This is a genomic window from Paraburkholderia sp. MPAMCS5, assembly GCF_036016995.1.
Classification (GTDB): Bacteria; Pseudomonadota; Gammaproteobacteria; order Burkholderiales; family Burkholderiaceae; genus Paraburkholderia.
In genome coordinates this window covers 1-13,730 of the sequence record NZ_JAYXBK010000006.1, presented here as the reverse complement: position 1 = coordinate 13,730, position 13,730 = coordinate 1, and the positions used below count along the sequence as shown (strand labels likewise).

The 13,730-nt window shown below is 62.5% G+C and carries 14 protein-coding genes; 4 read left to right on the top strand and 10 right to left on the bottom strand.

The genetic code is table 11. From position 1 onward, the window contains the following. Window positions 1-14: 14 nt before the first annotated feature. Genes VOM14_RS15190 through VOM14_RS15180 form a run of 3 tightly spaced genes read right to left on the bottom strand, consistent with a single transcriptional unit; the run spans window position 15 to window position 3,082 of the window. The gene (locus tag VOM14_RS15190) at window positions 15-731 is read right to left on the bottom strand and encodes a histidine phosphatase family protein (protein WP_327629544.1); all 717 of its coding nucleotides are present in this window, start codon (window positions 729-731) and stop codon (window positions 15-17) included. Window positions 732-740: 9 nt separating this feature from the next. Beyond that, window positions 741-1,529: an oxepin-CoA hydrolase, alternative type gene (locus tag VOM14_RS15185; RefSeq protein ID WP_327629543.1), complete on the bottom strand. Its 789-nt coding sequence runs from the start codon at window positions 1,527-1,529 to the stop codon at window positions 741-743. Next, a complete protein-coding gene (locus VOM14_RS15180; protein ID WP_327629542.1) occupies window positions 1,526-3,082 on the bottom strand; it encodes a 3-hydroxyacyl-CoA dehydrogenase in 1,557 nt (518 codons plus the stop codon). Before VOM14_RS15180 ends, VOM14_RS15185 begins: the two co-directional genes overlap by 4 nt. A 145-nt stretch (window positions 3,083-3,227) precedes the next feature. On the opposite strand from VOM14_RS15180, the gene VOM14_RS15175 reads away from it, so the two are divergent. Then, window positions 3,228-3,875 (top strand): glutathione S-transferase family protein, encoded by a 648-nt coding sequence (locus tag VOM14_RS15175; protein ID WP_327629541.1) that lies wholly within the window; start codon window positions 3,228-3,230, stop codon window positions 3,873-3,875. A 121-nt stretch (window positions 3,876-3,996) separates the two neighbouring features. Here VOM14_RS15175 and VOM14_RS15170 read toward each other — a convergent pair whose 3' ends face one another. Then, window positions 3,997-5,169 carry a pyridoxal phosphate-dependent aminotransferase gene (locus VOM14_RS15170; RefSeq protein WP_327629540.1) on the bottom strand — a complete coding sequence of 391 codons (1,173 nt, stop codon included), beginning with the start codon at window positions 5,167-5,169 and terminating at the stop codon, window positions 3,997-3,999. A 154-nt stretch (window positions 5,170-5,323) separates the two neighbouring features. Continuing rightward, a complete protein-coding gene (locus VOM14_RS15165) occupies window positions 5,324-5,827 on the bottom strand; it encodes a putative toxin-antitoxin system toxin component, PIN family (RefSeq protein WP_327629539.1) in 504 nt (167 codons plus the stop codon). Between the two features lie 57 nt (window positions 5,828-5,884). Here VOM14_RS15165 and yaaA point away from each other — a divergent pair, with 57 nt between their 5' ends. Together yaaA and VOM14_RS15155 are read left to right on the top strand one after the other, a co-directional pair. Beyond that, on the top strand, window positions 5,885-6,667 hold the full coding sequence (gene yaaA / locus VOM14_RS15160; protein WP_327629538.1) for a peroxide stress protein YaaA: 783 nt from the start codon (window positions 5,885-5,887) through the stop codon (window positions 6,665-6,667). 35 nt (window positions 6,668-6,702) lie between these two features. Further along, window positions 6,703-7,857, top strand: coding sequence for a M14 family metallopeptidase (locus VOM14_RS15155; RefSeq protein WP_327629537.1), 1,155 nt, complete (start codon window positions 6,703-6,705; stop codon window positions 7,855-7,857). Window positions 7,858-7,973: 116 nt separating this feature from the next. Here VOM14_RS15155 and VOM14_RS15150 read toward each other — a convergent pair whose 3' ends face one another. The 4 genes from VOM14_RS15150 to VOM14_RS15135 form a co-directional block, all read right to left on the bottom strand. Then, entirely contained in the window at window positions 7,974-8,624 is a 651-nt protein-coding gene (locus VOM14_RS15150; RefSeq protein ID WP_327629536.1) for a BspC domain-containing protein, read from the bottom strand. A gap of 203 nt (window positions 8,625-8,827) precedes the next feature. Then, a complete protein-coding gene (locus tag VOM14_RS15145) occupies window positions 8,828-9,502 on the bottom strand; it encodes an energy-coupling factor ABC transporter permease (protein ID WP_327629934.1) in 675 nt (224 codons plus the stop codon). Between the two features lie 108 nt (window positions 9,503-9,610). Further along, window positions 9,611-10,489: a response regulator transcription factor gene (locus VOM14_RS15140; RefSeq protein WP_327629535.1), complete on the bottom strand. Its 879-nt coding sequence runs from the start codon at window positions 10,487-10,489 to the stop codon at window positions 9,611-9,613. A gap of 212 nt (window positions 10,490-10,701) precedes the next feature. Beyond that, a complete protein-coding gene (locus VOM14_RS15135) occupies window positions 10,702-11,916 on the bottom strand; it encodes a DUF2863 family protein (protein ID WP_327629534.1) in 1,215 nt (404 codons plus the stop codon). 304 nt (window positions 11,917-12,220) lie between these two features. Here VOM14_RS15135 and VOM14_RS15130 point away from each other — a divergent pair, with 304 nt between their 5' ends. Further along, window positions 12,221-13,336: an AI-2E family transporter gene (locus tag VOM14_RS15130; RefSeq protein WP_327629933.1), complete on the top strand. Its 1,116-nt coding sequence runs from the start codon at window positions 12,221-12,223 to the stop codon at window positions 13,334-13,336. Between the two features lie 182 nt (window positions 13,337-13,518). On the opposite strand, the gene VOM14_RS15125 is transcribed toward VOM14_RS15130, so the two are convergent. Next, the coding region (locus tag VOM14_RS15125) for a hypothetical protein (RefSeq protein ID WP_327629533.1) at window positions 13,519-13,730 on the bottom strand (212 nt) is incomplete at its 5' end.

Sequence of the window (13,730 nt, the reverse complement as noted above, 5' to 3'; positions counted from 1 at the left end):
CCTCCGATTCGGCTTCAGCTACGCGAGAACTGGATGAATTGTGCGTACAGGATTTCCATCGTGGTATTGCGGATGTCGTGATGCAGCGGCGACGGCGGCGAATGATTGATTGCGCGCAGCACCCAGTCGCGCGCTGCGGCGCCGACGTCGAGTGCATTGATGCAACCGGTGGCCTGCGCCAGATGACCGAAGAACGTGCGCCCGCCGGCCGTGAGCGCGTGGGACAGAATCGCGCGGTTCACACCGCCGTGCAGCACGAGCAGCACCGTGTCCCACGACGTGTCCTCGCGCAATGCGACAAGCGCGGGCAGCACGCGATCGAACAGCTCGCCGATCGTTTCGCCATCTAGAAAACGCGTGCTTTCCGGCACGATGCCGTCGAACACGCCGAGAAAAGCGGCTTCGAGATCCTGCAGCGGAATCTGGCGCAGCTTGCCGCCGCGAATCTCCTGCCATGCAGGTTCGATGTCGAGTTCGATCTGCTGACCCGTTTCGGCCAGCACGCGCTGCGCGGTTTCGACGGTGCGCGGCAAACCGCTGACGATCACGCGATCAAAGCGAACCTGCTGCACGGCGAACGCACGTCCGGCCGCGCTTGCCTGCTCGCGGCCGTTGGCGTTCAAAGGCACGGTTTCAGGATCGATCGAGCGGCCGGAGTCGTCGAAATACGTCACGTCGCCGTGACGCATCAGAAAAATGCGGCGGCGTTTGGGCAGTTGATAAGCGGACATGGTCTTCTTTCACTTGTAGACGGGCGCGCGCTTTTCGAGGAACGCGGAGATGCCTTCCAGTCCATCGCGATGATGCAGCGACGCGACGAAGCTGTCGCGCTCCGCCACCAGATGATCGGACAGCGGCTGAGTGCCGGCGGCGCAGATCAAGGTCTTGATGCGCGCCACGGAATTCGGCGAAATCTTGCCGAGTTCGTCGGCCCATGCCACAGCGGCGTCGCGCGCGGTGCCGGGCTTGGTCAGCCTGTTGACGACGCCCAGTTCGTGCAAGCGCGCGGCACCAATCGGCTTGCCTTCGATCAGCACTTCCGTGGCGAGCTGGCGCGGCAGCGCCTGCGTGAGAAACCACGAGCCGCCGCCATCGGGCGTGAGGCCGACGCGCGCATACGACATGACGAACTTCGCGTCGTCGGCGGCCACGATCAGGTCGCACGCAAGCGCCAGCGAGAATCCGGCGCCTGCCGCCGCGCCGTCGACTGCCGCAATCACCGGCTTGGACGACAGCCGCAGCGCCGAGATCCATTCCGCCAGCAGGTCGATGCTTTGCGCCTGCACGGACGGGTCTTTGGCGCGATTTTCGAGCAGGCGGTTCAGGTTGCCGCCCGCGCAAAAGAAGTTGTCGGCGCCCGCGATCACGACCGCGCGAATCGACGGATCGCGCTCCGCCGAATCGAGCGCTTCGATGCCGGCCGCGTACATGTCCGGGTGCAACGCGTTGCGCGCGCCGGGGTTGGACAGCGTGAGGACCAGTGTCGATTCGCTTTCGGGAGGGCGCGAGGCGAGCAGTTCGGCGCTCATTGTTGTGTCTCCGTTGATGTGTCGGCGGCGTCGCGTTGAGTCAGCGACATGCCAAGTTGTGCGCGACGCGCGAGCCACGGCGACGGACGGTAGCGCGGGTCGGCGAGTACGTCGAACATGTTGCGCAGAATGGTGAGGATGGTCTTTGCGCCGAGCGCATCGCCAAGCGCGAGCGGCCCGCGCGGATAGCCAAGGCCGAGCGTGACGGCGAGGTCGATGTCTTCGGGCGTCGCGATCTGCTTCTGCGCGATGTCGCAGCCGATGTTGACGATCGTCGCCACCACGCGTTGCGCAACGAAGCCGGTCGAGTCGCGGATCACGGTAACGGGCACGCCGTCGGCGGCAAGGAGCGCATGCCCGGCGTCGCGCGCGGCGCGGGTGGTGGCGGGCGTGGTCATCAACGTGCGGCGTTGCGCGCCGACGAGCGGAAAGAGCGCGTCGATAGCGACAACGCGGCTTGCGTCGAGCGCTTCGTCCATGGCGGCGGCGGTCGCATCGTGACCAAACGGCGTGACGACGATCAGCGAGTCCGCGGCGGGCGCGGCGCCATCGTCGAGCTTGACGCCGGCTTTGCCGACAAGCTCCACCACGGCTTCATGCGCTTGCGGATAGCGTTTGCTGACCCACACGCTTGCCGGCAGCGCGCCCGGCGCGGCAGCTTCGGCGCTCGCCTGCTGCTTGCCGTCTTCATAGCGATAAAAGCCTTCGCCCGTTTTGCGGCCGAGCAGTCCGCCCGCGAGCCGCGTGCCGGTGATCGGCGAGGGCGTGAAGCGCGGCTCTTCGTAGAACTGGTGGTAGATCGACTCCATGACCGGATGCGACACGTCGAGCGCGGTCAGGTCGAGCAGCTCGAACGGGCCAAGACGAAAGCCCGCTTGCTCGCGCATGATCCGGTCGATGTCGGCAAAGCTCGCCACGCCTTCGCCCGCCACGCGCAGACCCTCGGTATTCATGCCGCGGCCCGCGTGATTGACGATGAAGCCCGGCATGTCTTTCGCGCGCACCGGCGTGTGACCCATGCGGCGCGCGAGGTCCATCAAGGCGTCGCCGGCATGGCGGTCGCTGCGCAAGCCGTCGATCACTTCGACAACTTTCATGAGCGGAACCGGATTGAAGAAGTGATACCCGACCACACGCGACGGGTCGCTGCAGCCGGCCGCAATCGCCGTGATGGACAACGACGAGGTGTTCGACGCGAGCACGCAACGGCCGCTCACCACGGTTTCGAGTTCGCGAAAGAGCGCCTGTTTCACTTCCAGTTTTTCGACGATCGCCTCGACGATCAGATCGCAGTCCACCAGTTCGCTGGTTGCATGCGCGGCCGTGACATTGGCGAGCGCGGCCAGCGAACGCGCCTGATCGAGCTTGCCTTTGGCTGTCAGTTTGGCGAAGGTTTCGGCGAGGTAGTCGCGCGCGGCGCCGATAGCTGCCGGGTTCGCGTCGTAGAGACGCACCGTGAGGCCCGCGAGCGCCGCGATCTGCGCAATGCCGCGGCCCATTGCTCCGGTTCCGACAATGCCGATAGTCTCGATGCTGAAATTGCGAGAGGTCATTGTGTTGCTCGACTCCATGGTTATTTTAAAATAGCACAATCGTGCAATTCACCGAATGCAGGATGATTGCCAGACGGCTGTCATATCGAACCGGATCTGGAATTCAATCAGCGGTTTCACACACCCCGAAAGGAAGGAGACAACGATGATCAAGCTGTGCGGTTTCGCGCTCTCTAACTACTACAACAAGGTGAAGTTCGTGTTGCTCGAACACGGTATCGAGTTCGAGGAAGTGTCGGTGATGCCGAGTCAGGACGAGGCCGTGCTCGAACACTCGCCGCTTGGCAAGGTGCCTTATCTGCGGACCGAACACGGCGATCTGTGCGAATCGCAATGCATTGTCGAATACCTCGCGGCGCGCTTTCCCGACAAGCCGATTTTTTCCGCCGATCCGTGGGAGGCCGCGAAGGAGCGCGAGCTGATCACCTTCGTCGACGTGCATCTCGAACTGACGGCGCGCAATCTCTACAAGGAGGCGTTTTTCGGCGGCACGGTGAGCGACGCGACCAAGGGCCGTGTCGAGAAACTGCTCGCGCATCACATTGCCGGCTTCAGGCGGATCGCGAAGTTCGCGCCGTATCTGCGCGGCGAGCAGTTCAGTGTCGCCGACGCGGCGGGCTATGTGAGCTTGCCGCTCGTCGGCATGGCGACGCAGACCATCTACGGTCGCGATTTTCTGCTCGACGCGGGGCTCGACTGGAAGAGCTATGTGAAGGCGATCAGTGCCCGGCCGGCGGCGCAGCGCGTGACCGAAGACCGCAAGGCGTACATCGCGGCGTCGCGTTCCTCGTGACAGGTTGCGCCGCCGCGCGGAAAGCGGCCGGCGGCGCGCGACGCAAACATCGACGCACGCGTGAGCCGCTGCGCGCGATGGCGAGGAACGTGGGTTCGATCGCGGCATCGCGCGTGACATTCTAGAGCCGCGTCAGTCGTTCGAGCGCGGTGGCGAGCGTGCTTTCCTGCTTGGCAAAACAGAAGCGCACCACGCCCGACTCGTGCGCCTCGTGATAGAACGCCGAGACTGGAATGGCCGCGACGCCGATCTCGCCCGTCAGCCATTGCGCGAATTCGGCTTCGGGAAGGTCGCTGATTGCCGAGTAATCGACGCACTGAAAATACGTGCCGGTGCACGGCAGCAGCCTGAAGCGCGAATTCGCGAGGCCGGCGCGGAAATAGTCGCGTTTCTTCTGATAGAAAGACGGCAGTTCCAGATACGGCGCCGGGTTATTCATATACTCGGCCAGACCGATCTGCATCGGCGTGTTCACCGTGAACACGTTGAACTGGTGAACCTTGCGGAACTCGGCGGTGAGCGCGGCGGGCGCCGCCACGTAACCGACCTTCCAACCCGTGACGTGATACGTCTTGCCGAAGCTCGACACGACGAAACTGCGCTGCGCCAGTTCCGGATAACGCGCCACGCTCTCATGCGGCGCGCCGTCGTAGACCATGTGTTCGTACACTTCGTCCGACAGAATCAGCACGTTGGTGCCGCGCACGATGTCTTCCAGCTTGCGCATGTCTTCCGCACGCCAGACAGTGCCTGTCGGATTGTGCGGCGTATTGATCAGAATGAGCCGCGTTTTCGGCGTGATCGCGGCGGCGAGCTTGTCGAATGGGATCGCGTAGTCGGGTGCGTCGAGCGTGACGAAGACGGGCTTGCCGCCCGCCAGTTCGATTGACGGAAGATAGCTGTCGTACGTCGGCTCGATCACGATCACTTCGTCGCCCGGATGGACCGCGCACAGAATGGCGGTGAGCAGCGCCTGGGTAGCGCCCGCGGTGACCGTGATTTCCGTGGTGGCGTCATAGCGGCGGCCGTACAGATTCGCGATCTTGTTCGAGATCGCTTCTCGCAGCGGCGCGGCGCCTGCCATCGGCGGATACTGGTTGTGGCCGTCGCGCATGGCGTTCGCGACCGCGTCCACGATTCGCGGATCGCAGCCGAAGTCGGGAAAGCCCTGGCCGAGATTCACCGCGTTTTTCTCGGCGGCGAGCGCGCTCATCACAGTGAAGATCGTTGTGCCGACGTTCGGCAGACGTGAAGGAAACGAGGGGCTCATGGGGGTGTCGTGCGGTGCATTCATGGCGCTGTTCGGCGTGACGAGTGAGTGGGCGAAGGCATCGTTTTCAAACCGGCGAAGCCTGATTGTAGGGAATCGCGGCGCTGCGTGCGCACTTGCGGTGTGCCGTTGGCCATCTGGCCAGGTCCGGCCAGGCCAGGCCCCGGCTCAACCGGCGTCAGGCTGTGCCTGCCACAGGCTCGGTGTCCGCGTCCGAAGTAGCGCTGATCGCAGCGGCGAACGGCGCCGGCTGCGCAATCTGAAAGCCGAAATCGCGCGCAATTCGCTTCGCGAGCTTCAACACCGCGCGATCTTTCGAAATGAGCCAGTCTGCCTCGGCGGCGTGTGCAAGCTCCAGAAACTTCTGGTCGTCGCGGTCTTTGCATTTCGGCAAGGGTTTCGCGTCTTCGGGCGGCGCGGCTGGCTCGACCAGTTCCGCGAGCCGCGCGACGATGGCGAGTGCGGCGGACTTGTCCACGTTCCGCCCGACGAATTGCGGATAGTCGAGCACGTAAGTCAGTTCGGCGAGGCAGCGGGCGTCGATCAGCGCGGCGAGCGCGCCGTTTTCGAGCGCGGCTCGAATGGGCCGCGTGTGCGGATCGTCGAACACGAGGATGTCGATCCACACATTGGAATCGAGAACGACGCGCAAAGCGCCGCGTGAGGCATGGGAACCGGGCATTCGTTACAATCTGGCTTTCGTCTTTGACCGCCAGGCACGGCGTGCCTGCAAGCCTCTATGATAATCGTTCTGTCGCCGGCGAAATCGCTCGACTACGAAACCCCGCCACACGTCAAGAAACACACCATCCCCGATTTTATCGACGACGCCGCCGAATTGATCGGCGGCCTGCGCCGTTTGTCGCCGCAGCAGATCGCCTCGCTCATGAGCATTTCCGACCAGTTGGCGCACCTCAACTTCGAGCGCTATGCGCAGTGGTCGCCGCGCTTTGGCACGGACAACGCGAAGCAGGCGGTGCTGGCATTCAATGGCGACGTGTACGAGGGCTTCGACGCGAGGACTTTATCGTCGGCGGATCTGGACTTTGCGCAGAGTCACGTGCGCGTATTGTCGGGGCTGTATGGCTTGCTGCGTCCGCTCGATCTGCTGCAGCCGTACCGGCTGGAAATGGGCACGCGCTTCGCTAACCCGCGCGGCAAGGATCTTTACGCGTTCTGGGGCGAGCGGATCACGCAGGCGTTGAACGCGCAATTGAAAAAGCGCGCCGCAGGCTCGCGCGTGCTCGTGAACTGCGCGTCGGGCGAATATTTCAAGTCGGTCAAGCCGAAGCTGCTGGAGGCGCCTGTCGTTACGCCCGTTTTCGAAGACTGGAAGGGCGGCCGCTACAAGATCATCAGTTTTCATGCGAAACGCGCGCGCGGTTTGATGGCGCGCTATGCGGTTGAAAACCGTCTCGACAAGCCCGAGCAACTGAAAGAGTTTGACTCCGAAGGCTATGCGTTCGACGCCGAAGCGTCGAATGATTCCACGTACGTATTTCGCCGCCGCGTCGCTGAATAAGAGGGGCGCCCCAAACACATGCAGGAAACCACATCATGAGTTTATCGATTACGAGCAATTTCGACGCGGGCGCGATCGAGGTGCTGTCCTGCGACGAAGCCAGCAATATCCGCTTGCGCGTGCGGTCCGACAGCCACGCGGAGTTTGCGCAGTGGTTCTACTTCCGGTTGTCGGGCGCGGCGGGCCAGCGCTGCGTGATGACGTTCGAAAACGCGGCGGCGTGCGCGTTCGCGGAAGGCTGGCGGGACTACCAGGCCGTCGCGAGTTACGACCGCGTGAACTGGTTCCGCGTACCCACGTCTTATGACGGCCGTATGCTGACGATCGACCACACGCCTGACTTCGATCGCATTTATTACGCGTACTTCGAGCCGTATAGCGAGGAGCGCCACGCGGAGTTTCTCGGCGCCGTGCAACAGATGCCGCAAGCCGCGCTCACCGAACTGGGCACGACAGTGGAAGGCCGGCCGGTGTCGCTGCTGACACTCGCCACGCCGCAAACCGGCGACGCGGCGAAAAAAAAGATCTGGCTGATCGCGCGTCAGCATCCCGGCGAGACCATGGCCGAATGGTTTATCGAGGGGCTCGTGAAGCGTCTCGTGGGCTGGGGCGATTGGGCCGGCGATCCGGTCGCGCGCAAACTGTACGATCACGCCGTGTTCTACATCGTGCCGAACATGAATCCGGACGGCAGCGTGCGCGGCAATCTGCGCACCAACGCGACGGGGGCCAACCTGAACCGCGAGTGGATGGAGCCGGACGCCGCGCGCAGCCCCGAGGTGCTCGCGGTGCGCAACGCGATTCACGCGACCGGTTGCGATCTTTTCTTCGATATTCACGGCGACGAGGCGCTGCCCTATGTGTTCGTGGCCGGCTCCGAAATGCTGCCGGGTTTCACCGAGCGGCAGGGCGAGGAGCAGAAGGCGTTCATCGAGGCATTCAAACACGCAAGCCCGGATTTCCAGGACAAGCACGGCTACGCTGCGAGCAAGTATCGCGAAGACGCGCTCAAGCTCGCGTCGAAATATATCGGCAACGAATTCGGCTGCCTGTCATTGACGCTTGAAATGCCATTCAAGGACAACGCCAATTTGCCGGACGAACGAGTGGGCTGGAATGGCGAGCGCAGTGCGTCGCTGGGCGCGGCGATGTTGCAAGCGATTTTGCGGCACGTGGAGACGTTTGCCTGATGCTGGTTTGATGATGCTCCATGCGTTGCTCGATGTGTTGCTCGAGCGGCGACGCAAAAAAGAGGCACACACGGTTTGCGTGTGTGCCTCTTTTTATTGACCGACTAATCGCGCGGCTAGTGCGCTTTCTTTGCCGACTTCTTGCCGGACGATTTACCCGATGCTGCTTTCGACGATTTACCCGAAGTGGATTTCGCGGACTTCGCCGTGCCTTTCCTCGCGCCTTTACCGCTCACCGCCTGCTTGCCCTTCACGCCGCGATGCTTGCCCGACGTGGCGTGCGATTGCGATGGTTCGGAGCTGCGCGCTCGCGCGGGCGGCACCGGATCGTTCCAGCTGAAAGCCAGCATTTGCGTGCCGACGTAGCCGCAGCGGAACTTGAGGTCGGCAGCATCGCTTCCGCCGTTCGGACGGATGCCGAGCCCTTCGACGGTGACGATGTTGTCTACCTTGACGCGTTGCTTGCCCTCGTCGAACGAATCGTTCCACGGTGTGATCGACGCGTGCGCGCTGTCGAACGAGCTGGGTGGAAATTCCACATGGTCGAAGGCGGTTGAAGTGCTGGCGACGAAATCGCCATGAGCGGCGCAGTCCGCAACGAGCGGATCGGCGTGCATTTCGTTTACGAATCTGTTGACGAGATCGTTGTGCTGTTCGAGTTGGTCGGCGAATGCGGGAGCAGCGCACGCGAGCGAGAGACTCGCGGCGAATGTTGCCAACCGGCCGACCAACCGCAGCAATCGGCGCGGTACGTTGGTGCAATCCATCTAGTTCGTTAGGCGCTAGTGAGACGTGAGGCACGTAAGATGCCTGGCGACAGGGTTGAGTTCAATCGTGCGGCAACTATATTTTTTGCCGCATTTTTCACCGACGTTTTTCGGTAGGAAATTCGCGTTAAAACGTATGAAGCAGGTATGAATGCGACCAAGGCCACGGTCAGATGAATGGGGCGCTGGAAGTTGCGCTCCTGTCACGTGCGCGGGCCGCCCAATCGGTATCGCCGCACATCATAAGTGGTGACCCATGCGGGGCGGTAGACCGCGATCAACGCCGTGGACATTCCCGTGAACCACGCCTCGCCGGTGGCGAGCAGAAGCACGCTGAGCGCATAGCCGACGGGTATAACCTTCATGGAGCCGTCGGCAAGCGCAATGTGAACGCCGAGCGCGGCGGCCGCGGTGAGCGACACGGCGATTGCCGGCGACACGAAACCTTGGCCGAAGATGAACATGAAGAGATTACGTGGCAGCCAGGCAACACTTGCACGTTGAAGCAATGTCGAGATGCCCACTGGCACCGCGCCAAACACGAGGAAAGTAAGTGCGATGCCTTGCCACGGCGCGTCGAAAATCAGGCCGGCCAAACCGGTGACCACCGCCATGGCGATCAACGCCAGCGCCCAGTCGAACAGCGTGACGACCAGTGTCGCGCCGAGCAGATGCATGACGGTGCCGTCGTCGAGCCACGCGTTGCTTGCCCACAGCACCGAGACGGCGGCGATGATGGCCAGCCAGACATGCTGCAACGTGCCGTCCTGAAGTCGTTTGAAAGGATTTTTCCATAGCGCGAGCGCAACCACCATGGCGGTGGCGATCCAGCCACCGACAGCGATCCAGAACGGAAGCGGTGTATAGAGGAAACCCATGAGTTCCATATTACTCGTTGGACGAGAAAAGGTGTGAGCGGATTCCATGCCAGCCACTGAAGGCGCTGGCTGGAATCACGCGTCACGCCTCGCGCGCGCTACGTCGCTTCAGGTCGAACCTTCCGCGTTCGGCTCGGGCGCGACCTCGTCGGCTGGCGCGTCGTCATAGGACGTTGCGGGTTCGGCTGCCATCGGCAAAGGGGCGGTGGCGTCGGTGGCCGGCAACGAATACTTGAAGCGCCGTTTAGGGGTGGGCTGCAACGGCGCAACGTCGGGTTGACTCATCACCGGATGCGGCCGGGCTTCTCCTTTATTGCTCAGGACTTGCAAATGGTTCGTCAGCCAGCCGTTGTAAAGCGCGACGGCGGCGGCGCGATTGGGCGCGCCCAACGTCTGGAATATGCTCGTCAGATGGATTTTGACCGTGCCCTCGCTGATGCCCAGCGTGCGCGCGATCATCTTGTTGGTGCTGCCCATGTGAACGCAGCGCATGATCTGCTCCTGCCGGGGCGAGAGGCCGCTCGTGAGCCTCGCGCGGCGTGGCGGCGGATTCTTTTCGTCGAACGCGCGAATGGTGGTGTCGGCCGGCAGCGGCGGATTGAGCGCCAGCGCGCCGGACGGCACGTAGTGGCCGCCGAGCAGCACCATTTCAAAGGCGCGCACGATCAGGCATGGATCGGTTTCGCGCGGCACCACGCCGAGTACGCCTTCGTCCATGAGATCGCTCACGGCCTTCGGCGAGATCGTGTCGGTCAGTACGGCAATGCGCAGGTCCGGGTAGTGGCTGAGCATGTGCCGGACGTCGGCAACCGACATCCACGCCTGCCAGTCGATCACGAGCAGATCGGGCCGCTGACGCTTGAGCGCGCGCTCCACCTGACGCCAGTCTTGTGCTTCATTGAAACGCGCCAGCCGGTTGATTTGCCGTAACAGCGCTTTGAGCCCATCGCGTCGTTCCGCGTCTGAGTTGAGTATCGAGAATCGCATGCATGTCTCCAGAGGAATCGGGCGAAGTGGCGCGATGCATTCGCCAGCCGTTTGTGGCCTAAGCGTGCTGCGATGCGTCGCCATGCCTATGATGACAAATTCCCTTCGTTTTGACGGCCTGTCCAAAAGGCATAGGAGGAACGACGCATAAAAAAAGCCCCGCGCATGGCGGGGCATCTGATGCGACCGACGGCGCGCCAGGCGCGCGTGGCCTAGTGAAAATGCGGTTGCGCGGGTTCTGCGTCTTCCGGCATCTCCGCGTGAACGATTTCGCCGAGCGGGTCGGCATACAGCGGCACGCCACAGTCATCGCAATATTCCGGCTCGAACCGGCCCGCGTGGCGGCGCACGTCTGTCACGCCGGTTTCCTTGAGCAGCGCGACGATCTCCTCGAGCGGGGCGTCCGTCTCGATAGCTTCCTGCGGTTCTTCGTCGATGCCTGCGTCGCCATTCTCCCGGCCGTAAAGCGGCCACACGACGCCGTAGATCACGTCGTTGCTGCCACGGCGCGTAAACCCGACGCGGTATTCGTCGATGCGCCGTTCGCCGAAGCCAGCGACCACTGCGCGCAGTTCCTGCGGCGCCGCGCCAATTGTGTCGAATAGATAACGCACGGCGGTACGGACGGTGTGAGGGCGGACACGTTCGTCTGCGTCGCGGCAGGCCGAATAGTAGGCGTCCGGCAACAAGCACTCGAACTCGCAGCCGGGGAGCACCAGCGACAGGTTGGCGCCGCCTTGCGTTGCCCATTGTTCGAGGCATTGCCCGCGCTCGATCCGGTTGCCGTGTTCCTCTTCCTGCCAACGGAAGGTCGGCTCGCCGACCGGTGCCGCGACCACGGCGAGCAGGAAACGCGGGTCGGCCAGAATCGGCGAGGTTTCCGGCAGTTCGCCGAAATTGAGCTTGAGGTTGCCGCCGGCCATGGCTGCGTGCGCCAACTGCTGCGCAATGCGCCACGTTTCGACGTGATGGCGCGGCAGTTGGTCGATGCTATAAAGGAACGGAGCCATCGCGACGCGCGTATTCGCGGCGAGTACGTGCGCCTGGAGGTGCGCGCGCAAAGCGTCGGCGGCGTCGGCTTTGAGCGGGCCGGACGGAATCATGTAGCGAGTCCAGGCCAGCACGGGCGCGGCAATCAGCAGGGCCTCATGGGGCACGCCTTCGTGCTCGATCACGAACGATTCGCTATGCGTTTCGGCCATGTCGGCGAGCGCGCCATAAGCGTCGGGATGATTCTGCTGCAGGTGATCGAGCGCGGCGTCGAGCGTAGTCTGGTTGGCGTTACGCACGATCTTGGCCAGCAGCGCGTCGAGTTTCGCTTCCCAGAAGCGGTCTTCGGTGCGGCTGCCCGACGCGAAAAGCGCGAGCGAAAGACCGACGAGCTTGTCGGCATCAGGGGGGAGACGTTTGGCGATTCGCGAGCGCATAAATCCGGAAATTGGGGTGCACAGAACCTTATATTCTAGTCGTTTCCGTGGCGCCATATGGTTTGACGCGCAGGGCGGAATGGATTCGGACTTTTCTGCGCGAAAAAGCAGACGTTCGGTGGATGTCCGATGAGCCACGCGCTGCCAACTTCGTCAAATAATGTAAGACCGTCGACGAACGCAAGGAGCTGCTGGTCGCTTCTATATACTGCCCGTTTTCGGCGGGCGCCCACACGCGTTCGTCGGCGGGCGCCCGCACGCGTTCGTATTTGCCGCCGTGGTCTGGCGTAAGAGGAGATACATGGTGAAATCGGACCAACTGATCGAGCGTCTGGCCGCGGTGTTTGCTTTGATCATCCTGGTGGGCGGATCGCTACTGGTGCTCGCGCCTTTCACGACCGCTCTGCTGTGGGGTGCGATCCTCAGCTACAGCTCGTGGGGACTCTACCGGAGGCTGACCGCCGTTCTTGGCGGAAGACGTCGGTGGGCTGCCACTTTGATTGTTTTCATCATCCTGATTGTTGTGCTCGGACCGTTTGTGTACGCGGGCTTTGCATTTGGCGCACGCGTTCACGACATAGTTGCGCTGGTGCAAAGATTGTTCGAAGCGGGGTTGCCGGATTTGCCGCCGGGGGTGGCGCGGATTCCCGTGGTCGGCTCGAGCATCGAGGCTTTCTGGGAGCATCTGACCAGCAGCAACTCTGAGCTGATCGCGCAATTGCGTACGTTCGCGGCGCCGGCCGGCAAGTGGATTCTGGCGGCAGCAATTGCCGTCACGCACGGTCTTGGGCTGCTGGCGCTGAGCATTGTGCTGGCTTTCTTCTTCTATACCGGAGGTGAGGGCGCCGGCGCGTGGCTCACTGCTGGCATGCGGCGTATCGCCGGTGAGCGCGCCGACTATCTGTTGGCGCTGGCGGGCAGCACGATCAAGGGCGTTGTCTACGGAATTCTCGGCACGGCGCTGGTTCAGGGAATTCTCGCCGGGTTCGGCTGCTGGGTCGCGGGCGTGCCCGCGCCGGCTTTGCTCGGGCTGGCGACATTTTTCCTCTCGGTGGTTCCAGGCGGCCCGGTGATCGTATGGCTTCCTGCGGCGATCTGGCTCTATCACAGCGGAGCAACGGGCTGGGCCATTTTTCTCGTGGTGTGGGGTGTACTGGTTGTCGGCATGTCTGACAATGTCATCAAGCCGATTCTTATTGGTAAGAACAGCGATATGCCGCTGATTCTGGTCATGCTGGGCATTCTGGGCGGTGCATTCGCGTTCGGCTTCCTCGGCGTTTTTATCGGCCCAACTTTGCTAGCGGTTGCATACACGGTGCTGCACGACTGGACTATTGGCGCCCCGGCTGCAGGTGCGTTGGAGCGCGACGCCAAACCCCAAGTTGCCGAAGACATCGGCCGGATCGAAAAAACGCCTTGAATAAATACCGATAACGTACAGATAACGCTTGCAAGGTGCGGATTGGCTCGCTAGAATCTCGCTCTTTCGTGCTCCGGACGCCGGGGCACGGGAAGCGGGAGAGCCAGCAGTGGCAAGGCTTCCAGCGGTGGTGACAGGTTCAGTCAGTAACAAAAACCTGTTGACGCCGCAGCGAAAGTTCTTCATAATCTCGTTTCTCTGCTGCTGATGCAGCGACGCAGAACGAAGCGGTGCCGGGTGGTTGAAGCGGGCGGCGCGACGTGAGCGGATCGATCTTTAAAAACTAACAGCCGATAAGTGTGGGCGCTTGATGCGTGACGCGGCGGCGGGTTCTTCGGAATCTGCTGCCAGGCGAAAGTATCAAGTCTCACACAGTAATGAAAGGAAGGTTTGG

Coding starts and splice junctions, on each gene's coding strand:
- VOM14_RS15190 (WP_327629544.1), bottom strand. CDS start 731: ATGTCCGCTTATCAACTGCCCAAACGCCGCCGCATTTTTCTGATGCGT.
- VOM14_RS15185 (WP_327629543.1), bottom strand. CDS start 1,529: ATGAGCGCCGAACTGCTCGCCTCGCGCCCTCCCGAAAGCGAATCGACA.
- VOM14_RS15180 (WP_327629542.1), bottom strand. CDS start 3,082: ATGACCTCTCGCAATTTCAGCATCGAGACTATCGGCATTGTCGGAACC.
- VOM14_RS15175 (WP_327629541.1), top strand. CDS start 3,228: ATGATCAAGCTGTGCGGTTTCGCGCTCTCTAACTACTACAACAAGGTG.
- VOM14_RS15170 (WP_327629540.1), bottom strand. CDS start 5,169: ATGAATGCACCGCACGACACCCCCATGAGCCCCTCGTTTCCTTCACGT.
- VOM14_RS15165 (WP_327629539.1), bottom strand. CDS start 5,827: ATGCCCGGTTCCCATGCCTCACGCGGCGCTTTGCGCGTCGTTCTCGAT.
- yaaA (WP_327629538.1), top strand. CDS start 5,885: ATGATAATCGTTCTGTCGCCGGCGAAATCGCTCGACTACGAAACCCCG.
- VOM14_RS15155 (WP_327629537.1), top strand. CDS start 6,703: ATGAGTTTATCGATTACGAGCAATTTCGACGCGGGCGCGATCGAGGTG.
- VOM14_RS15150 (WP_327629536.1), bottom strand. CDS start 8,624: ATGGATTGCACCAACGTACCGCGCCGATTGCTGCGGTTGGTCGGCCGG.
- VOM14_RS15145 (WP_327629934.1), bottom strand. CDS start 9,502: ATGGGTTTCCTCTATACACCGCTTCCGTTCTGGATCGCTGTCGGTGGC.
- VOM14_RS15140 (WP_327629535.1), bottom strand. CDS start 10,489: ATGCGATTCTCGATACTCAACTCAGACGCGGAACGACGCGATGGGCTC.
- VOM14_RS15135 (WP_327629534.1), bottom strand. CDS start 11,916: ATGCGCTCGCGAATCGCCAAACGTCTCCCCCCTGATGCCGACAAGCTC.